18 protein-coding genes and 4 tRNA genes are annotated in these 19,512 nt (G+C 65.6%); 11 read left to right on the top strand and 11 right to left on the bottom strand.

The window, feature by feature from the left end; all coding sequences use genetic code 11:
* Positions 1–183 precede the first annotated feature (183 nt).
* Complete coding sequence (locus ABIB54_RS09990) at positions 184–672, bottom strand: GspE/PulE/PilB domain-containing protein (protein ID WP_354575379.1); 489 nt, start codon at positions 670–672, stop codon at positions 184–186.
* A gap of 636 nt (positions 673–1,308) precedes the next feature.
* Positions 1,309–1,776 (bottom strand): DUF4760 domain-containing protein, encoded by a 468-nt coding sequence (locus ABIB54_RS09985; RefSeq protein WP_354575378.1) that lies wholly within the window; start codon positions 1,774–1,776, stop codon positions 1,309–1,311.
* A gap of 172 nt (positions 1,777–1,948) precedes the next feature.
* On the opposite strand from ABIB54_RS09985, the gene ABIB54_RS09980 reads away from it, so the two are divergent.
* On the top strand, positions 1,949–2,590 hold the full coding sequence (locus tag ABIB54_RS09980; RefSeq protein ID WP_354575377.1) for a hypothetical protein: 642 nt from the start codon (positions 1,949–1,951) through the stop codon (positions 2,588–2,590).
* A gap of 321 nt (positions 2,591–2,911) precedes the next feature.
* Here ABIB54_RS09980 and ABIB54_RS09975 read toward each other — a convergent pair.
* From ABIB54_RS09975 to ABIB54_RS09965, 3 genes are all read right to left on the bottom strand, one after another.
* Positions 2,912–2,983, bottom strand: a tRNA-Val gene (locus ABIB54_RS09975).
* A gap of 30 nt (positions 2,984–3,013) precedes the next feature.
* A tRNA-Cys gene (locus ABIB54_RS09970) sits at positions 3,014–3,084 on the bottom strand.
* 46 nt (positions 3,085–3,130) lie between these two features.
* A tRNA-Gly gene (locus ABIB54_RS09965) sits at positions 3,131–3,202 on the bottom strand.
* 120 nt (positions 3,203–3,322) lie between these two features.
* Between ABIB54_RS09965 and ABIB54_RS09960 the strand changes: the two genes are divergently transcribed.
* Positions 3,323–3,395, top strand: a tRNA-Val gene (locus ABIB54_RS09960).
* On the opposite strand, the gene ABIB54_RS09955 is transcribed toward ABIB54_RS09960, so the two are convergent.
* On the bottom strand, positions 3,355–4,131 hold the full coding sequence (locus tag ABIB54_RS09955) for a YqjF family protein (protein WP_354575587.1): 777 nt from the start codon (positions 4,129–4,131) through the stop codon (positions 3,355–3,357). The genes ABIB54_RS09960 and ABIB54_RS09955 overlap by 41 nt on opposite strands.
* A 68-nt stretch (positions 4,132–4,199) precedes the next feature.
* On the opposite strand from ABIB54_RS09955, the gene ABIB54_RS09950 reads away from it, so the two are divergent.
* Positions 4,200–5,099, top strand: a complete 900-nt coding sequence (locus tag ABIB54_RS09950; protein WP_354575376.1) for an alpha/beta hydrolase fold domain-containing protein — start codon at positions 4,200–4,202, stop codon at positions 5,097–5,099.
* A gap of 6 nt (positions 5,100–5,105) precedes the next feature.
* Here ABIB54_RS09950 and ABIB54_RS09945 read toward each other — a convergent pair whose 3' ends face one another.
* Both ABIB54_RS09945 and ABIB54_RS09940 read right to left on the bottom strand, forming a co-directional pair.
* On the bottom strand, positions 5,106–6,155 hold the full coding sequence (locus ABIB54_RS09945; RefSeq protein ID WP_354575375.1) for a hypothetical protein: 1,050 nt from the start codon (positions 6,153–6,155) through the stop codon (positions 5,106–5,108).
* 156 nt (positions 6,156–6,311) lie between these two features.
* A complete protein-coding gene (locus ABIB54_RS09940) occupies positions 6,312–7,583 on the bottom strand; it encodes an ammonium transporter (protein ID WP_354575374.1) in 1,272 nt (423 codons plus the stop codon).
* Positions 7,584–7,855: 272 nt separating this feature from the next.
* Here ABIB54_RS09940 and ABIB54_RS09935 point away from each other — a divergent pair, with 272 nt between their 5' ends.
* Complete coding sequence (locus ABIB54_RS09935; RefSeq protein ID WP_354575373.1) at positions 7,856–8,989, top strand: Na+/H+ antiporter NhaA; 1,134 nt, start codon at positions 7,856–7,858, stop codon at positions 8,987–8,989.
* 36 nt (positions 8,990–9,025) lie between these two features.
* On the opposite strand, the gene zapE is transcribed toward ABIB54_RS09935, so the two are convergent.
* Positions 9,026–10,051, bottom strand: coding sequence for a cell division protein ZapE (gene zapE / locus ABIB54_RS09930; protein WP_354575372.1), 1,026 nt, complete (start codon positions 10,049–10,051; stop codon positions 9,026–9,028).
* 163 nt (positions 10,052–10,214) lie between these two features.
* Between zapE and ABIB54_RS09925 the strand changes: the two genes are divergently transcribed.
* Genes ABIB54_RS09925 through ABIB54_RS09915 form a run of 3 tightly spaced genes read left to right on the top strand, consistent with a single transcriptional unit; the run spans position 10,215 to position 12,304 of the window.
* Positions 10,215–11,114: a sulfurtransferase gene (locus tag ABIB54_RS09925; RefSeq protein WP_354575371.1), complete on the top strand. Its 900-nt coding sequence runs from the start codon at positions 10,215–10,217 to the stop codon at positions 11,112–11,114.
* A 39-nt stretch (positions 11,115–11,153) separates the two neighbouring features.
* A complete protein-coding gene (locus ABIB54_RS09920) occupies positions 11,154–11,594 on the top strand; it encodes a SufE family protein (protein WP_354575370.1) in 441 nt (146 codons plus the stop codon).
* Positions 11,591–12,304, top strand: coding sequence for a dihydrofolate reductase family protein (locus ABIB54_RS09915; RefSeq protein ID WP_354575369.1), 714 nt, complete (start codon positions 11,591–11,593; stop codon positions 12,302–12,304). Before ABIB54_RS09920 ends, ABIB54_RS09915 begins: the two co-directional genes overlap by 4 nt.
* Positions 12,305–12,313: 9 nt before the next feature.
* Here ABIB54_RS09915 and ABIB54_RS09910 read toward each other — a convergent pair whose 3' ends face one another.
* The gene (locus tag ABIB54_RS09910; protein ID WP_354575368.1) at positions 12,314–13,498 is read right to left on the bottom strand and encodes an alpha/beta hydrolase family protein; all 1,185 of its coding nucleotides are present in this window, start codon (positions 13,496–13,498) and stop codon (positions 12,314–12,316) included.
* Positions 13,499–13,520: 22 nt separating this feature from the next.
* Between ABIB54_RS09910 and ABIB54_RS09905 the strand changes: the two genes are divergently transcribed.
* The 4 genes from ABIB54_RS09905 (at position 13,521) to ABIB54_RS09890 (ending at position 18,872) form a co-directional block, all read left to right on the top strand.
* Positions 13,521–14,120 carry a DUF3000 domain-containing protein gene (locus ABIB54_RS09905; RefSeq protein WP_354575367.1) on the top strand — a complete coding sequence of 200 codons (600 nt, stop codon included), beginning with the start codon at positions 13,521–13,523 and terminating at the stop codon, positions 14,118–14,120.
* A 146-nt stretch (positions 14,121–14,266) separates the two neighbouring features.
* Entirely contained in the window at positions 14,267–15,454 is a 1,188-nt protein-coding gene (locus ABIB54_RS09900; protein ID WP_354575586.1) for an HRDC domain-containing protein, read from the top strand.
* Positions 15,455–15,531: 77 nt separating this feature from the next.
* Positions 15,532–16,737, top strand: a complete 1,206-nt coding sequence (locus ABIB54_RS09895) for a thiolase family protein (protein WP_354575366.1) — start codon at positions 15,532–15,534, stop codon at positions 16,735–16,737.
* Complete coding sequence (locus ABIB54_RS09890) at positions 16,734–18,872, top strand: 3-hydroxyacyl-CoA dehydrogenase NAD-binding domain-containing protein (RefSeq protein WP_354575365.1); 2,139 nt, start codon at positions 16,734–16,736, stop codon at positions 18,870–18,872. The genes ABIB54_RS09895 and ABIB54_RS09890 overlap by 4 nt, the downstream gene beginning before the upstream one ends.
* 264 nt (positions 18,873–19,136) lie before the next feature.
* Here the strand turns inward: ABIB54_RS09890 and ABIB54_RS09885 are convergent.
* On the bottom strand, positions 19,137–19,512 hold a 376-nt coding region (locus tag ABIB54_RS09885; protein ID WP_354575364.1), incomplete at its 5' end, for an endonuclease domain-containing protein.

Genomic DNA, 19,512 nt, shown 5'->3' with positions numbered 1-19,512 from the left:
CTGGCGATCGGTGAAGAGATCGAACCCGGTGGTCGCCTCCGCCGCCGTGATCGACTCGAGGATGGGCTCGTTGCCGGCGGGCGAATCTGACACGACGGATGTCTCCTTGCGTTGGACAGAGTCTGCGCCGAGGGGCGCGACAGGGGTGTCTCAACTTTAGCGTCGTGCGGTGGCGGGGCCCGGTCAGCTCAGGAAGAGGCGTCGTCCCCGGCTGCGGCGCTTGACGGCCCGGGCTATCGCCGCGGCGATGTCCGCCGAAGCGACGGCGGCGAACTCCACCGGGGAGGCGATGACGGCGGCGATGCGTTCCGCTCTAGCGGCATCCGGAATCCGAGAGGTGGCCACGAGAACCGTGCCGTTCGACTGGTCTCTCACCGGAAACCAACTCTCGGCGAGATAGGTCTCGTCGGGCCACTGGTCCACGAGGTCGTGGTCCACGTGGGTGCGGGCGAGATTGAGCACCGGGAGGTTCCAGGCGCGCGCGAGCACCGAGCGCAGCGCCACGGGATCCAGGGCTCCCTGCGAGACGAGTACCGCGTCGACCGCGGTTCCGGTGAGCGCGCTGTCGACCGAGGCCCGGGCGAGTTGCTTCGCCGAAACCAGGCCGGAGGCCACGAGAAGATCGGCGAAAGCGGTGCGCTCGGCAGAGGAGTCATCGCTTTCCGGGTTCATGTACACCAGTCTCGCGAAACCTATACCCGATCACCATTCCCCACTAGGTGGGACAGAACGACCTGTCACGGTGTTGGGGCGTTAAATGCGTAAGGCCCCGAATCGAAATTCAGGGCCCTACCGGTGTGAGCGATACTGGGATCGAACCAGCGACCTCTTCCTGTATTTGACTCCGTCAATGCCGAATCGCCCGGACGTGTTCTTCTGAAAGTTGATAGAAGCGAACTTGTCACTCGGGTCGGGAAGCTAGCCGACATTACGCCAGGCTCCCGCATTTTGGGAGGTGACATTTGTTCATCGATCAATACCCGAGGCTAGTTGTGAGGGATTACCAGCACAATGCCCCTAGACGGCCAACTGACGCAGTTTCTGCGTTGAGTCAATTCGACAGGTGCGAGCGCACACGTTCCTCGATAGGAGGTGACCGCCGGCCGGCCTTCGTTCCCCCACAGCATTATTGAGGTTTGTTCATTGAAGCGCGAGCTGAAACTAATGTCGTGTCTTTCTGGGCTTGGCCTCGTCTCGAACACGACGGCATTCGTCGCCAAATTCTTCGAAGAGTGACGGACGAATCCAAGTCGCGAGTCCGTCGAAAGGGTGAAGAACATGCGGGGCTGGAGACCTGAGCGCGAATAGTTAGCGCGCCCGAGGATGCGCCGCGACCCATTCAGTGGCGATCGGACCCCACTTGAATAGATTCGGCCAGGGGACAACGCCGCCGCCATCCCTCCGAGCGGCGATAAATGGCTGCGCGCGTTCCCATGTGATCGCCATTGTCTGACCCCACTCTTCGAACACGAGATCGCGATTGATGTACTTCCGCTCCACGTACATCGAGAGCACGTCGAAGAGGGCGATCGCGCTGTTGATCGCGGTGAAATCTTCCGGAGTGTCCGCTCTCATCGTCACAAAGTCATCCGGCGTCCGCTGATGTGAGAGAAGAAGGCGCCTTCCGTCTGAAACTTCGGGCGCACTCAATCTCTGGTCGAGTTGGAGGAACAGGTCTCGTTGATCCTTTTTTCGCTGCTGAAGGTAAGTCAGTAGGGAGAAACCGAACGCGGCAAGCGAGATTAGAACTGATAGAACGCTGAAGACCCACGACATTCCGTCATTGTTGCAGGGAACCTCCACATAGCGAATTCTTGCGCCCGCGTTCCCACCCTGCACAGGCGTCGTGAGACCTGATCGCGATTGGACCTCAAGCGTTCTCGGCCTTCATCAGCCTGATCAGTCAGAAATAGCCCCTGCGCTTGTATCCTCAGTAAGCCGCGATCAGGTGAGCAATTCTCTCAGCAGACGGCTTATCTCGTATTTGCGAGATCAGGGCGGACAAGAAAAGAGATTGGAAAACGGTTCGGTGACGAAGACAAGCCATAAGAATGAGGGCCGTTCATCGGAAGTACTGCTTGCCGAATATTCCGCAGCAAATCAGGTCTACTTGACCTACGACGGCTACCGCTGGCAGGCAGGCTCGTTCCTCATCGCGGGCGTATTCGTTTATTGGGGGTTTCTCATCCAGACATCAGTGTCGGAATGGGTTATGGGCACATCATCCCTTCTTGTCGCAGCGCTGATGTCGTGCTGGCTCTTTTTTGCTAGTCACTACCGCCAACTGTATTTGCTGAAGCTCCGGCGTTTGCACGAGATCGAACTCCTTCTGGGCATGGAGCAACATCTCAGGTTCACCACCCTTTCGCCGTCGGGTTTTCAATATCGCGCACGCGGCATTAAGGGCCATCACATTGATGCGGTGGTCTACGTGATCACCGCTGTTGGCGGGAGCGTGCTGGCCTTCGCAAAGAGTGGATTCTCCCTCTGGGGCCTCGCAGTACTCCCCTTGGTCGTCATCGTCGTGTTGTGCGTAGCTCGCAATGAGCGAGTGATGAAACGTGACCTCGGCCCATTGGACAGGGCCTGAGACCCAGCGGTTCAAGGTGAATTCAGGATTTGCCTCCACCGAGTTGAATCGCCAAGCCCGTGTTCCACGCTTACGTAATCGAGCTCGGCAACGCGAATCGTGTCCTTGTCGATTTGTTCCGTTTATTCGGCCTTTCGTCGGCAGACCGAGCTGACGCCCCGCCGCACAGCGCCGGCGCAAATTGGAACAAAGGAAATAAGTAGTTTCAGCGTTTGACTCACTTCCGCAGTGGGAAAAACTGAGGACTGTGAAAAGTGTGCCCATGCCGCGTAGGGCTAAAACAAAACCCCCGGGATCTCAATGATTCCGGGGGTTTTTCTGTGAGCGATACTGGGATCGAACCAGCGACCTCTTCCGTGTCAGGGAAGCGCGCTACCGCTGCGCCAATCGCTCAAACATGTGTGAAGTTTTTCTTGCCCTTCGAGGTGGCGACGGGATTTGAACCCGTGTGGACGGCTTTGCAGGCCGCTGCCTCGCCTCTCGGCCACGCCACCGTGCATGACTTTTTCGAGTCACATACAGTGAAAACTACTCCACTCGAGCGGATGACGAGATTCGAACTCGCGACCCTCACCTTGGCAAGGTGATGCGCTACCACTGCGCCACATCCGCACTGCTCGCATTTCTGCGTGCGTCCATGACTCTAGCCGATGCCCGGTGTCTCGCCAAACCGTGTGACGCAACGGCGTGGCGTCGTGAACGGTCTCCGGATATGGCAGGATTGGCGAGTCAGGGCGATTGGCGCAGTTGGTAGCGCGCTTCGTTCACACCGAAGAGGTCATCGGTTCGAGTCCGGTATCGCCCACAATATTTCCTGGCCGTGCAACAGCGCCTGGCAGCCAGAACCTGCCGCGCTCGGGTGCAGTGATCGGACGTGCTCCGCTGAACTGGGTGAGCACGCCCGGCGAGAACAGCACGGAATCCGGCGCCCGGTCCGCGATCCCCGGCAGTCCCGCTGCGGCAAGCAGGGCGTCGTCGAGTTCGACGAGCTCCGCCCTGACGAGCGGCCACGCACCGTGCCGATTCGCCTGTACCGCGGTCTTTCCACCCCGCCCGACGAACAGTCGCCAGCGCGCGGTCAGAAAGTCGGCGAGCGGGTCATCCACCACTCGGACTCCGGATGCCCGGCTCACGATCCTCGTGCTCGGACCGCCGCCGCCGATCCGCTTGCTCGCGTAGCGGTACTCCTGCCCCTCGCTTCCAAAGTCAGCGGATGCCCAGAAATACGGGAGTCCGAAGACCGCACGTGCGGCGACGACGGCGGCAAGCCGAGACGCTTCGAGGGAGGCGAAGACGACGCCGCGGCGACCGAACTCGTCCACCCCGTAGAGGCGCACGTTGACCTCGGTGAAGGTACCGAAGTACGGGACGGCCGGCCCCCCGAAGAATGCCGAGCCGACCATCCGAAACGGAATGAGCCCGACCCAGGAGCTGCCGTCGAAAATGTCGGGAACGATGCCGGGCGGCAGGAGCGGCGCAACGACTGCGGCATCCACTCTCCAGTGCAGGAACGTGAGGTCGGCCCAGAACTGCTGGAGCACCGGGCGCCCCGGAAGACTCGGCGCTGTCTGAGAGATCGACTCCACGAGTGCCAGCTTATGCTTGCCCCATGTCGAGTCTTGCCAGTCGCCTCATGCCCGCCGTCATGACTCTCCGGGGATCGAAGCGGGTGTTCTCCTCCGCCGATGCCATGAAGCGCAAACTGGCCCGTCAGTCCGCCGGGCGTGCGCCGAATTCGCGCCCCCCGGCTCGACTCGCGAAGACCGTCGACATCCGTGAGCTCAGCATCGACGGCTGGACGGTCTACGAGATCAGCCCGAAGGGAAAGACGCCTCCGCGCCGCGCGCTGTACCTCCACGGCGGATGCTACGTGTTCGAGATCGCCCTTCAGCACTGGCTGTTCGTGGCAAGGCTCGCCGTGGAGACCGACACCCGATTCCTGGTGCCCATCTATCCCCTGGCACCCGCGGAGACCGCCGACACCATCGTGCCGAAGGCCACGGCTCTCGCGAGCTCCCTCATCGACGAGGTCGGCGCGCGAAACACGAGCATTCTCGGCGACTCGGCCGGGGGCGGAATGGCCCTCGCGGTGGCGATGCAACTGCGCGATCGAGGCATCGAGGCCCCGCACAGCACGGTGCTGATCTCGCCCTGGCTCGACATCACCGGCACCGATCCACAGCTCGCCGTCATCGCGCCCCATGACCCGTGGCTCGCGGTGCCCGGTTCGCATTTCGCCGGAGGCGTCTATCGCGGGCCACTTTCCGAGACGGATCCCCTGGTCAGCCCGATCTATGGCGAGCTCAGCGGGCTCGGCTCTCTCACGATGTTCAGCGGCACCCGGGACATCCTCAATGCGGATGCCACGAGATTCCTGTCCCTCGCGGCTGCCGCCGGACTCGCCGTCGATTACCACGAGGTGCCGGGGATGATCCACGTGTTCCCGATCCTGCCGATCCCCGAAGGCACCGCCGCCCGGGCGGTCGTCGCCCGGTCGATTCTCGACTAGGGAGCCCTACACCTCCGGCGAGGAGTCGGCGAGGTTCGGGGACGGCCACCGGCGGGAGAGCCAGCCCAGCACGGCGCCCACCGCTCCCCCACCCGTCACTGCTAACAGCACGATCGTCAGCTGCCCGAAGGCGAGCTCGGGCTGGCCCGTGTAGATGTAGCCGATATGGGTGCCGAACGCGCCGAGCAGCACCGCGCTGATCGCGGCACCGAGGGCGAGTGCCGTGGCGGGCCACGCGCGCACTCGCTGCGGCAGGAGCCCGATGGCGGCTCCGACGATCACCCCGATCACGGCGGCCAGTGGTGCCGTGACGAACGCACAGGCGGGAACCGCTGCAGCCACCCCGGCCAGGAGGCCGACGACGATCCCCGAAGACGTCGTGCGGCCGGATCGCAGCCGCTCGACGAGGGATGCCGAAACGGCAGCCAGCGCGGGCATCACGAGCGCGCTCACCGCAATCACCGGCACCATGTCGTCGGCCGCGAGCTCGAGCCCGACCACCCAGCCCACCCCGGCGATCCAGACCAGGACCGCGGGGATGAGCACGCTCCATCCGCTCATCCGGGCGGGCGTAGCGACCCCTTCCGGTGCAGCATCGACCCGTGCACGCCCGCGAACCAGCGCCGTGCCGAGAGCGACGGCGCCGCCACCGACCAGGGTCGGCACTCCTCCCCCCAGGTCGATCACTCCCAGCTGGGTTCCGAAGGGGTCGAAGCTCGTGGCGAACACCGTCCACGCCAGGGGCAGGAAGACGAGCGCGGTGGAGAGAGCGGCCAGAGCAAGCCGGCGGGGCGTGGAGCGCGACCGTAGCAGCGAGGTCGACAGCGTGGCGAAGAGCGCGCCCAGTGCGGCGAGTGGCCCGATCAGGAGGAGCGGGAGCACCAGCAGCTGCAGGAAGCAGGCCACGGCGACGATTGCGCCTCCGACCCCGGCGATGAGCACGGTGCGGGCCCAATCCACCGAAGCGAAGCGGTTCTCGAAGACGGCGAGAAGTGCGGTCACGGCGAGGATCGACACGATGGCCAGCGCGCTGAAGCCCAGGCTCACAGCATCCATTCGGCGCCTTTCTCATCGGGCGCCCCGGTGGCGTCGTCGCAGCCAAGACTAGGGCCAGCCAAGACCAGGGGCGCCCAGAACCGCGGGCACACAGAACCACGGGCACACAGAACAGGGCGCCGTCCCGAAGGACGACGCCCTGTTACTGCGAGCGGGTTAGACCGTCTCGAGGGCGTAGCCCTCTTCACCGTGGACGATGGTGTCGACGCCGGCGACCTCATCTTCGTTGGTGATGCGGAAGCCCATGGTCTTCTGGATGACCGTGCCAATGACCCAGGCGAGCCCGAAGGAGTAGATCCCGATTCCGAAGCCGGCGAGAGCCTGAACGCCGAGCTGCTTGAAGCTGCCGGTGTCGATGAGCCCGATGCCGCTGCCGAAGATTCCGATGTAGAGCGTGCCGAGCAGCCCGCCGACGAGGTGGATGCCCACGACATCGAGAGAGTCGTCGAAGCCGAGCTTGAACTTCAGGTCGATCGCGAGGGCACAGACGGCACCGGCGAGGATACCGAGCACGATCGCCCATCCGGGGGTCAGGATGTTGCAGGCCGGGGTGATCGCGACGAGTCCGGCCACCGCACCGGAGGCGGCACCGATCGAGGTGGGCTTACCGTCCTTGACGCGTTCGACGATCAGCCAGCCGAGGATTGCGGCCGCGGGAGCGGCGAGGGTGTTGATCCAGGCGATCGCGGCGACACCGTCGACGGCGGCCTCGGAGCCGGCGTTGAATCCGAACCAGCCGAACCACAGCAGGGCGGCACCGAGCAGGGTCAGCGGCACGTTGTGAGGCTTGGACATGCCCTTCTGGAAGCCGACCCGCTTGCCGAGCACGAGTGCGAGAGCGAGGCCGGCAGCACCGGCGTTGATGTGCACCGCGGTACCACCGGCGAAGTCGTTCACGCCGAGCACGTGCGGGGCCCAGCCGTCGGTGAGATTGAACACCCAGTAGGCGACGGGGAAGTAGACCAGCGTGGCCCAGACACCCGCGAAGACCATCCATGGGCCGAACTTCGCGCGGTCGGCGATCGCTCCGGAGATGAGGGCGACGGTGATGATGGCGAAGGTGGCCTGGAAGCCGGCGAAGGCGAGCCCCGGAAGGTCTCCCGTCATCGCGCCGTCTTTGCCGATGCCCACCAGCTTGCCGAGGCCGAAGAGGCCAGAGGGGTTACCGAGCCAGCCGCTGATGAGCGGCGGCCCGAAGGAGAGGCCGTAGCCGTAGAGCACCCACAGCACGCCGATGAGGCCCATGGCGCCGAAGCTCATCATCATCATGCTGATGACGCTCTTCGCACGCACCATTCCCCCGTAGAAGAAGGCGACCCCGGGGGTCATGATGAGCACGAGAGCCGCTGCTACGAGAAGCCAGAGCGAGTTCAGGTTGGATGTTATGCCGTCAGTCGTGGCATTTGTAAGGACCGACAATGCGACCATGGGTGGGGTTGCCTCTCTCTATAACCGAAGGACTCCCGCGTGGCATTTCGCTCGGTGCCTGGAATCAGGCTGCGATTCGGGATCCGCCCCGGGGATGGGGCAAGTTTGGTGGGCCGATATTTCCACGAGCGTGTCCCCGTGTTTCTCCGTTGTTACGCACCGAGCGTCAATGTAAACATCGTGTTTCCGAAGTCTTTGCGCCGGGATGGAACGGTGACAGGCACCCGTGCGACCCGCTCTCGTAGACTTCTGAGAATCCGATCGGAGGCACGATGACATTTCTCCGGAGCGAACGCTACGCCGCCTTTCTGCTGCTCGGTGCCGCGATTCTCGGTGTCATCCTCGCCAATTCCGCGCTCGGTCCCGGCTTGCAGGGCCTGCGCGACCAGCATCTGCCCGTGCCCTGGCTCGGCCTGGATCTCTCCGTCGGTCACTGGGTCACGGACGGTCTTCTCGCCGTCTTCTTCTTCCTCGCGGCCATCGAACTCAAGCACGAACTCGCCCATGGGGAGCTCGACAGCGCGGGGAAGGCCCTGGTCCCCACCATCGCCGCGGTCGGAGGCGTCATCGTGCCGGCGGCGATCTTCCTCGTCATGGTTCCGGACCGCGAACTCTCCAAGGGCTGGCCGATCCCCACGGCAACGGACATCGCGTTCGCGCTCGGAGCACTCGCCCTTGTCGGTCGAGCGCTCCCCTCCCGCATCCGCGCCCTGCTGCTGGCTCTCGCCGTGATCGACGACCTGATCGCGATCCTGATCATCGCGTTCTTCTTCACTGACGACCTCTTGCCGCTGCCGCTGATCGCCGCCGTGCCGGTGATCCTGGTCTTCGGGTGGCTGAGCAGGCGAGTGCGATCGGCACCGATCGTCGCCATACTCATCGTGCTCGGAATCACCGCCTGGGTGCTGGTGTACCTCTCGGGCATCCACGCCACCATCGCCGGAGTCGCTCTCGGACTCGTCATGGCTGGCACGAGCGCCGCGCGCACCCGGCACGCGCTCGAGCCGTGGAGCAACGGGATCATCCTTCCGGTGTTCGCCTTCGTCGCCTCGCTCGTCGTGCTTCCCACGGTGGGCATCGGCGAACTCAGCCCGGTGTTCTGGGCCATCCTCGTCGCTCTGCCGATCGGCAAGCTCGTCGGCATCACCGCCGGGGCCCTCGTGGCCAACCGGCTCGCCTCCGCGCGTCACCGTGTGCCCTTCGGCGACATCACCGCGGTGGCCGGCCTCGGTGGCATCGGCTTCACGGTGTCGCTGCTCATGAACGAGCTCGCCTATGCGAAGCAGCCGGATGTCGTGGTGGAGGGCACCCTCGCGGTGCTCATCGCTTCCGTCTTCGCGGCCGTCCTCGGCGTCATCCTCACCGCGATCCGCGCGCGCCACTACCGCTCGGTCGACGCGGCCTGACCGGCTCTTCGACAGCGGACGGGGAAAACCGCCGGCTCAGACCTGCCCGGCGGTCAAGGCGATGAGGCGCGATGCTGCCCGGAGATACTTCTTGCGGTACCCACCGGCGAGCATGTCCTCGTCGAAGACCTGGTCGATCGGGGTGCCCGTCGCGAGAATGCGAACCTGGGCGTCGTAGAGACGGTCGACGAAGGCGACCAGGCGCAGGGCATCCGTCTGGTTGGAGAGCGGATGCACGTCGGTCAGCGCGATCGCGTCCACCCCGTCGACCATGCGCACGTACCGGGACGGATGCACCGTGGAGAGCAGCCGGATCACGGTGTCGAAACCGTCGACTGTCACCACCCCGGACAGTGCGTGGAGCGCGGCCCCGAAGTCGGAGTCGGCGGTCGTGGTGGCATGGCCCTCCATGTCACGGCGACGATAGTCGAGCCCGTCTATGCGGAGGGTGGTGAAACGCGCGGCCAGCGCATCGATCTCACGAAGGAAATCCTGGGCGGCGAACCGGCCCTCGCCGAGCGCGTTCGGAGGGGTGTTCGAGGTCGCGGCGATGCGGGATCCGGAGGCGACGAGCTCAGAGAGCAGCCGCGACATCAACCGGGTATCCCCCGGGTCGTCGAGTTCGAACTCGTCGATGCAGACGAGGGTCGCGCCCTTCAGCTGCGCGACCGCGCCGGCGTAGCCGAGGGCTCCCACCAGGGCGGTGTACTCGATGAAGGTGCCGAAGTACTTGCGACCGGGCGCGAGGTGCCAGAGTGCCGCGAGAAGGTGGGTCTTGCCGACCCCGAATCCGCCGTCGAGGTACACCCCGGGCAATTCGACCGGAGCCTTGCGCCGGGAGAAGAGACCGCTGCCACCCTTGGATGAGAATCCGTGCGCGAAGTTCCTGATCGCCGCCACCGCACCCCCCTGCGAGGGATAATCGCGGTCGGGCCGGTAGGAATCGAGCGTCGCCGTCTCGAACTGGCGTGGAGGAACCAGATGCTGAACCATCTCCGCGGCAGTGATCGAGGAGTCGCGGTCCACGAGGCTGCCTCGGGATATCACCTGTTCGGCGGTCACGTGTCGAAAGGCCCTTACGCTTGCGGAGGAGATGTGTCGAAGTCTTACGGAAACGACATGTCGTTCAGGTCGAGTGCGTAGATTCGATAACGGTCAGTTACGAGCCTAGCTCCCTGTCCACAGGCAAATCGCCGCCCCAGAGGGCGCAAACCGGAGGTACCAGATGACCGTCGCGGTCGACCCATCACCCACGTTCACGGAGTTCGCTCATCCCGGTCGGCTCGTCAGCACCGACTGGCTTCGCGCCAACCTCGGCACGCCGGGCCTCGTCGTCGTCGAATCGGATGAGGACGTGCTGTTGTACGAGACCGGTCACATTCCCGGCTCGGTGAAGATCGACTGGCATACCGACCTCAACGACCCGGTCGAACGCGACTACATCGACGGGGCACGGTTTGCCGCTCTCGTCGGTTCGAAGGGCATCGCACGTGACAGCACCGTCGTCATCTATGGCGACAAGAACAACTGGTGGGCGGCCTACGCCCTCTGGGTGTTCTCCCTGTTCGGCCATGAAGACGTGCGGCTGCTCGACGGCGGCCGGGCCAAATGGGAGGCGGAGGGCGGAGAGTACGTCACAGAGACCTCGACACCGGCCGCGGTCGACTATCCGGTCGTGGAACGGGATGACTCGGTGATCCGCGCCTATAGGGACGATGTCCTCGCGCACTTCGGCAAGCCGCTCATCGACGTGCGTTCCCCCGAGGAATTCAGCGGCGAGCGCACCACCGCCCCCGCCTACCCCGAGGAGGGCGCTCTTCGCGCCGGCCACATCCCGAGCGCCCAGAATGTGCCGTGGGGCAAGGCCGTCGCGGAAGACGGTACATTCCGCGCCCTGCCAGAGCTCGACGCGATCTATCGCACCGGCGCCGGTCTGTCCGAAGGCGACGATGTGATCGCATACTGCCGCATCGGCGAACGCTCCGCCCACACCTGGTTCGTGCTCACCCACCTCCTCGGCTTCGAGGGAGTGCGCAACTACGACGGATCGTGGACGGAATGGGGATCGGCGGTTCGGGTACCGATCGTCAGGGGCTCAGAGCCCGGAGCCGTGCCGATCCGCTGACGGCGGGCTCCGCTCCGGCGGATGGAATACTGGAGTCTTATGACCACCAGCGCACTCCCCGAGTCCCTCGCCCAGATCCGCGAGGACTTCCTCGAGCTCGACCAGGCCGATCGGCTCATCCTGTTGCTCGAATTCGCCAATGAACTGCCGGAGCTGCCGCCGCGCTACGCCGACCACCCCGACCTGCTGGAGCGGGTCGTAGAATGCCAGTCGCCCGTGTTCATCTTCGTCGAGGTCTCGGACGACGGGATCGTGCACCTGCACGCGACCGCGCCGAAAGAGGCTCCGACGACCCGGGGCTTCGCATCCATCCTCGCCCAGGGTCTCTCGGGACTCACCGCCCAGCAGGTGCTCGATGTGCCCGACGACTTTCCCCACACCATCGGACTCACCGAGGCCGTCAGCCTGTTGCGTATCCGCGGGATGACAGCGATGCTCGCCCGCACCAAGCGCCAGGTGCGCGAGAGGCTCGCCGCGTGATCGTGAGGCGGCTGTTCCCGGAGGCCGGCCCTGAGATAGAAATCGAATCGCCGGATGCGCGGGCCAGGCTCGGCGAACTCTATGCGATCGCGGGAGCCGACACCCTGCGCATCAACCTCGTCGCGAGCGTCGGCGGGAGCGCCGCCGGCGGAGACGACACCTCGGAGACGCTGACCAATCGGGCGGATCGCAAGATCCTCGGTGTCATCCGGCGCGACAGCGATGTGGTGCTGGTGGGGGCCGCAAGCGTTCGAGCCGAGGGCTACCAACTGCCCCGCACGGCGCCCCTCGCCATCGTCACGAGCACGGGGGATTTCGGTGGGCATCGACTCGCCGTCGCCCCCGACCGGTTCACTCCCCTCGTGCTGTGTCCGGCCGAAGTCGCCGAGACCGCCAGGGCCGCACTTCCCGCGGCGGAAATCGTCGTCGTTCCGGATGCCGCGGGGCGCATGTCCGCCGTCGACATCGTGTCTGCCCTCCGTGCGCGCGGACTGCACCGGATCGTCTGCGAGGGTGGGCCTTCGCTCGCGGCGCAGATGCTCGAGGCCGGTCTCGTCGACGAGCTCTGCCTGTCTACAAGCCCCGCCATCGGTGGGGTGTCGCTCCCCCTGCTCGGTACCGCCCCCATCGCCGCCCATCGGCTGGAGCTCACGCAGCTGCTCGTGGATGACACCAGCACCCTCTACGCGCGCTGGCGGGTGCTGGACTGAGGACTCGCTCTACAACGGCGCCGTGCGCAGCCAGTGGGCGATCGCGTCGTTCCAGCGTGCGCGATCGAAGTTCCACAGCTTCGTGTGACCGGCGACGGTGAATCGCTCGTAACTGACGATGTCCGGGCGGGCCGCCGCAAGGGCGAGCGAGGCTGTCGAGGGGATGAATCCGTCGTCGTCGCTGTGCATGAGCAGGATGGGCACGTGCAGGTCGGCGGAGCGACGGACGAAATCGAGCCGGGGCAGGTCGATGGGCACGTGCTGACCGGTGAGCCGCCCCGCCCCCTTCATGCCAAGCAGCATGATCACTCCCGTGCGAATCGGGTTCGGCAGTCCGAGCAGCTCGCCCTGGAAGCGCAGCGCGGTGACCCAGTCGATCACCGGCGAGTCCAGCACGATGCCCCGCACGACCCCCGCGAGCTCGGAACGGGTGAGGGTCTGCAGTACCGTCGCCCCTCCCATCGACCAGCCCATGAGCACGACATCCGTTGCGCCGTGATCGATGGCGTACCGGAGGGCAGCCTCCACGTCGTGCCACTCCGTGTCGCCGAGGCCATAACGCCCATCCGGGCTCGGCGGGGCATCCTCGTCGTTGCGGTAGGAGACCAGAAGCGAGGTGTACCCGGCTGCCCGGAACACGGGGACCGCCCTCAGGGTCTCCTCGCGACGCACCGCCCGGCCGTGAACCTCGATCACCCAGCGCGTGCTCGGTCCCTCGGCCGGCACGAGCCAGGCGGGAGCGGGCCCGAGCTCCGTGGGGATGTCCACATTCTGGAACGGGAAGCCGAGGTCGGCGGGGCCGATGTAGAACCACCCGCTGAACCGGCCACGACGTGCGTGAGCCAGATCCCCCCGATCCACCGCGAGCAGTCGGCGGATGACGGTCTCCGGTGTCTCCGCGACGATGTCCCCGACCCGCGCGTGGCCTCCCCCGTCGGCGAAGAACAGGCTGTACTCGCCCGGAAGGCGGGAATCCGCGGTCGACGACAGCGTGATGAGGTCTCCGGCACCATCCACCGAGAGGATGCGGGTGTCCTCCGGTCGGCGCTTCGGAGGCGTGACGACCGTGCGCGCGACCACCAGTGTCACGCCGGCCACGGTGAGGGTCGCGATTGACGCAATGGCACCAAGTGAAGCGGCGGCGACAGCAATCCACGGAAATGCTTTGACGGCGTGCCTTCGGGAATCTGCCACAGGGGAACTTTAGTCTTCACTCGTGCCCGAAACCGCCGCAGGTCAACCGGAGCCGGCCGCGTTCCGCGCCGCGCTCGATGCAGTCCGCCGGGCTTCGCTCCGTTCGGAGCTCGTGCTCACCGAGATTCCCTCTCCCGGTGGGGATCTCGCACCGTACAGCGTCGCGCTCGCCGCGGATGTCACCCCGGCCAGGCACAACTCGGACTCCGATCTCGGCACCGGCCGATTCATCCTCCTCTACGACCCCTCGGCCCCGGAAGCGTGGGGCGGTGTGTTCCGGGTCGTCTGTTACGCGCAGGCTCCGCTCGAGAGCGATATCGGCCTCGACCCCTTCCTTGCGGATGTCACGTGGTCCTGGCTCGTCGATGCGCTCGAAGCGCGCGGCGCCCAATACACGGCGGAATCGGGCACGGCCACCCGCATCATTTCCACCGGCTTCGGCGAACTCGCCGCGCAGGGGGACGGGGCGCAAATCGAGCTTCGCGCGTCCTGGACTCCCCTCGATGCCCACGACATCGGCTCACATGTGGAAGGCTGGGGTGAATTGCTGTGCATGCTGGCGGGACTGCCGCCGGCTGTCGAAGGAGTGAGTGTGCTAGCGGCCCGCAGAGATCGGACGTGAGCGACACCGGAAGAGAACCGGTGTTTCTCGACGGTACGGAGTACCAGGCCCGCGCCGATGCGCCGGTGAGCGTGCCAGAGGTCGCGCCTCCCGTCGAATCCGACACCGAAGCCCGGGTCGAACCGGAACAGGCGCCCCACGTCGAAGTGCACGTCATCGAGTCCCGTGAGGAATATCTCGAGGCTGTCGCGGCCATTGTGGCTGGCCACGGTCCGATCGCCATCGATGCCGAGCGCGCTTCGGGCTTCCGCTATTCCCAGCGCGCGTACCTCATCCAGATCTTCCGCCGCGGTTCCGGCGTTTTCCTCTTCGATCCGCCGGCCATCGGGTCCTTCGCGGAACTCGACGCGGCCATCCGTGACGAGGAATGGATCCTGCACGCCGCGAGCCAGGACCTCGCGTGCCTGCGCGAGGTGGGGCTCGATCCTTCCCGCATCTTCGACACAGAGCTCGGCGCGCGCCTCGCCGGCCTCCCCCGGGTCGGACTCGGCACCGTCGTCGAAGACCTCCTCGGCATCCACCTGGCCAAAGAACACTCGGCGGCGGACTGGTCGACCCGACCACTGCCCCAGTCCTGGCTCGTCTATGCGGCGCTCGATGTCGAGTTGCTCCCCGACCTCAGGGACGCGATGGCCGCCCTCCTCGAGACCGCCGGCAAGTCCCACATCGCCGAGCAAGAATTCGCCGCAGTGCTCGCCCGCGAGGCCAAGGTCGTCACCGGAGACGCCTGGCGACGCCTCTCTGGACTGCACAGCGTGCGCGGCGCCCGAAATCTCGCCGTCGCTCGCGAACTCTGGGAGGCCCGCGACGCCTTCGCCCGCGAGATCGACACCGCCCCGGGACGACTCGTCCCGGATGCGTCGCTCATCGCCGCAGCGAAGGCGATGCCGGAGTCCCGCCACGGTCTCGCATCCCTGCGCGAATTCAACGGTCGCGCGAGCCGCTCGGAGCTTCCGCGCTGGTGGGCCGCGATCGAGGCGGGACGCGCCACCGAAGATCTGCCCGCGCTCCGGGTCGCGAGCGAGACGATACCGCCGCCACGAGTGTGGAGCGATCGGAACCCCGTAGCCGACAAACGCTTGAAGTCGGCTCGCGCCGCGATCGCCGTGGTCTCGGCCGAGGTCGACATCCCCGTCGAGAATCTGCTGACTCCGGAGCTGCTCCGCCGTCTCGCCTGGACTCCCCCCGAGCCACTCGAGCTCGAGAGCGTCACTTCGGCCCTGGCCGGCTTGGGCGCGCGCGCCTGGCAGGTTGACGCTATCGCACAGGTGATCCTCGATGCCTTTGTCGATGCCAGCCAAACGATCGAACCGGGCGTCGAGACCGCTTCGTAGGAACAGTCAAACGATTCTCGACGCGATTTTCGCCGGTTTAGGCTTTTTCCCGTTACCTATGAGCGAAAAGAGGCACTGTGGCCGAGAGACATGAAGTCGTGTTCGTCGATGGGGTTCGCACCCCGTTCGGACGCGCGGGCGAAAAGGGAATGTACTGGAACACCCGAGCGGACGACCTGGTCGTCAAGGCCATGGTCGGCCTGCTCGAGCGCAACCCCGATGTTCCCCACGACCGGATCGACGAGGTCGCCATCGCCGCGACCACGCAGCAGGGCGACCAGGGCCTGACCCTCGGCCGCACGGCCGCGCTCCTGGCGGGCCTGCCGAAGTCGGTCCCCGGTTTCGCCATCGACCGCATGTGCGCCGGGGCGATGACCTCGGTCACCACGCTGGCCGGAGGCATCGCGTTCGGGGCCTACGACCTCGCCCTCGCGGGCGGCGTCGAGCACATGGGCCGTCATCCGATGGGTTTCGGGGCGGATCCCAACCCACGCTTCCTCTCGGAGAAGCTCGTGAGCGGAGAGGCCCTCAACATGGGTTCCACCGCCGAGCGCATCCACGACCGTTTTCCCCAGCTCACCAAGGAGCGCTCCGACCGCTTCGCCCTGGCGAGCCAGCAGAAGGCGGCCGCGGCCTACGACAACGGCAAGCTGCAGCCCGACCTGATCCCCGTGTCGGTGCGCTCCGAGTCCGGCTGGGGTCTCGCCACCCGCGACGAGGCGCTGCGTCCGGAGACGACCCTCGAGGGACTCGCCGGACTGAAGACTCCGTTCCGCCCGCACGGACGGGTCACGGCCGGCAATGCGTCCGGTCTCAACGACGGTGCCACCATCAGCCTTCTGGCGAGCGAGTCCGCCGCTCGGGAACTCGGACTCACCGCGAAGATGAAGCTCGTGAGCTTCGCCTTCGCCGGCGTCGAGCCGGAGATCATGGGCATCGGACCGGTGCCATCCACCGAGAAGGCCCTGAAGAAGGCGGGACTGTCGATCACCGACATCGGCCTCTTCGAGCTGAACGAGGCATTCGCCGTGCAGGTGCTGTCCTTTCTCGATCACTTCGGCATCGCCGATGACGACCCCCGGGTCAACCAGTGGGGTGGCGCGATCGCCATGGGCCATCCGCTCGCCTCCTCCGGCGTGCGCCTGATGATCCAGCTCGCCGCACAGTTCAAGGAACGCCCGGACGTGCGCTACGGCCTGACCGCGATGTGCGTCGGCCTCGGCCAGGGCGGATCCGTCATCTGGGAGAACCCGTACTTCGACGGAAAGAAGAAGAAGAAATGACCGACGTCGCAACGCAGAGCCGTTTCGCTGAACTGATCGCGGCATCCGACGATGAGGTGGTCACCCACTCTTACGTTCGGGACATCCCGATCTCGGGCGGCCGCACTCTCGCCCTCGTCACCCTGGACAACGGGCGTGACCACACCCGTCCCACCACGCTGGGCCCCGTCACGCTGATCGAGTTCGCGTCGACTCTCGACACGCTGAGAGAGCGAGCCTCCCGCGGGGAGATCGCCGGTGTCGCCGTCACCGGAAAGCCCTTCTTCCTCGCCGCCGGCGCCGACCTCTCGAAGGTGGGCGCGATCACGAGCCGGGCGGTCGGAAAGCAGATGGCCGAGCTGGGCCACTACGCCCTCGGCAAGCTGAACGGTATCGCTGTGCCGAGCTTCGTATTCATCAACGGGCTCGCGCTCGGTGGTGGCCTCGAAATCGGACTCAACGCGGACTATCGCACCGTCGACCGCAACACTCCCGGTGTTGCCCTTCCCGAGGTCTTCCTCGGCATCATCCCCGGCTGGGGCGGGGCCTGGCTGCTTCCGAACCTCATCGGCATCGAGAACGCGCTCAAGGTGGTCATCGAGAACCCCCTGAAGAACAACCGCATGCTCAAGGGACAGGAGGTCTTCGACCTCGGGATCGCGGATGCCATCTTCGACTCTGTGTCGTTCCTCGAGAACTCCATAGCGTGGGCCGACGGCGTGATCTCCGGAACCACCACCGTGAAGCGCGCGAATACCCCCGGCAAGATCGAACGCGCCGTGAAATGGGACATCGCCATCGGGGTAGCCACCAAGATGCTCGAGAGCCGCATCGGCCGGGTCGCGAAGTCTCCGTACAAGGCTCTCGAGCTGCTCAAGGCGGCGAAGAACACCGACCGGGCCACCGGTTTCGCCGCAGAGGATGAGGCTCTCGCCGAACTCATCTCCGGCGACCAGTTCAAGGCGAGCATCTACGCATTCAACCTGGTGCAGAAGCGCACCAAGCGTCCGGCGGGAGCTCCGGACAAGGCTCTGGCGAAGCCGGTGACCCAGGTCGGCGTGATCGGCGCTGGCCTCATGGCCAGCCAGTTCGCGCTGCTCTTCGTGCGCCGCCTCAAGGTGCCCGTGGTGATCACCGACCTCGACCAGGCACGGGTCGACAAGGGTGTGGCCTACATCCATGACGAGATCGACGCCCTCCTGGGCAAGAAGCGCATCTCACCGGATGAGGCGAACCGCCTCAAGGCGCTCGTCACCGGTACCACCGACAAGGCCGACTTCGCCGCCTGCGACTGGGTGATCGAGGCCGTTTTCGAGGAGCTCGGAGTCAAGCAGGCCGTCTTCGCCGATGTGGAGCAGTACATCTCCGAGACAGCCGTGCTCGCGACCAACACCTCCTCGCTCTCTGTCGAGCAGATCGGTGCCGACCTGAAGCATCCGGAACGCCTCGTGGGCTTCCACTTCTTCAACCCCGTGGCCGTGATGCCGCTCGTGGAGGTCGTCAAGACCCCGCAGACAGATGATGCGACGCTGTCAACTGCGATGGTGACCGCCGCAAAGCTCTTCAAGAACGCGGTGATCACGACGGACACTCCCGGCTTCGTGGTCAACCGCATTCTCGCGAAGGTGCTCGGCGAGGCGATGCACGCGGTCGACACCGGGACTCCGTTCGAGGTCGTCGAGGAGTCGACCAAACCGTTCGGCCTTCCGATGACCCCGTTCGAGCTGCTCGAGCTCGTCGGCCTCAAGGTGGGGGCACACGTGCTCGACACCCACCACGCGGCCTTCCCCGAGCGGTTCTTCGAGAGCGAGAACCTGCACAAACTCGCCGAACTCGGTCACATCTTCGAACGCGATTCCAAGGGGAAGGTCACCGGAATCGACAAGAAGGCTCGCGCCATCGTTGCCGGGGGCACGACGCCGACGACGGCCGAGGAACTTCGCACCCGCCTCGAGGACGGTCTGGCGGACGAGGTACACCGCATGCTCGAGAGCCACGTCGTCGAGGCTGCGGAAGACATCGATCTCTGCCTGATCCTCGGCGCGGGCTATCCGTTCCAGATGGGGGGCGTCACTCCCTACCTCGACCGGGTCGGCGCCTCGGAGCGGGTCTTCAACGACACCTTCCATCACCCGGTGTTGCGCGGAGTCTCGTAGTCCGTCGCGAAGCACGATCACAGGCCCGTCGGTACACGGCGGGCCTGTGATCGTCGGCGGCCGCGCAGAATCCGTCACGTCGCATCCGCCGACCCGACCGTGCCTCCCCCTGCGCGAAATCCATGCCATTCGGAATCGATGCGGTGTGTCGCGCGCAACGCGCCGCCCCTCTCCCGGATGGCATGGATTTCTGACACGGATGCTGCTGCCCCTCGCTGAGAGATGCGGGCGCGCCTCGCCAGCGCCCTCACGAAGACGGAGCGATCAGCGACGGGACAAGTGGTCCCCGCGCTCGATGACAGCCTGGATCATCGCGAGGGTCGCGGGCCAGTCGAAGACGATCATCCGATAGCTGAGCCGGATGACGTGATATCCGAGGGCTTCGAGGAACGCGTCGCGCACGCGATCTGCGTCCACTCGGCGGGCCACTTCACCGGGACTCATGTCCTGCGTGTACTTTGCGGCGCCGTCGATCTCGATCGCGAGCCGATCCCCGATAAGCAGGTCGATCCACCGCTCACCCAGAACACAGACCTGAGACTGGGGGTTGCGTCCCCGGGAGTGGTGTGGTTTTCGGGGTTTCGAGCGTTGGATGGTCGACGTGAAGAGCCACCGTGGGATGGTCAGTGAGTAACGACTA

The sequence above is a fragment of the Frigoribacterium sp. UYMn621 genome, from assembly GCF_040549525.1.
In the GTDB taxonomy this organism is placed as follows: domain Bacteria; phylum Actinomycetota; class Actinomycetes; order Actinomycetales; family Microbacteriaceae; genus Lacisediminihabitans.
Note: the sequence above shows the minus strand (reverse complement) of the source record. Positions and strands in the feature narration are given on the sequence as shown.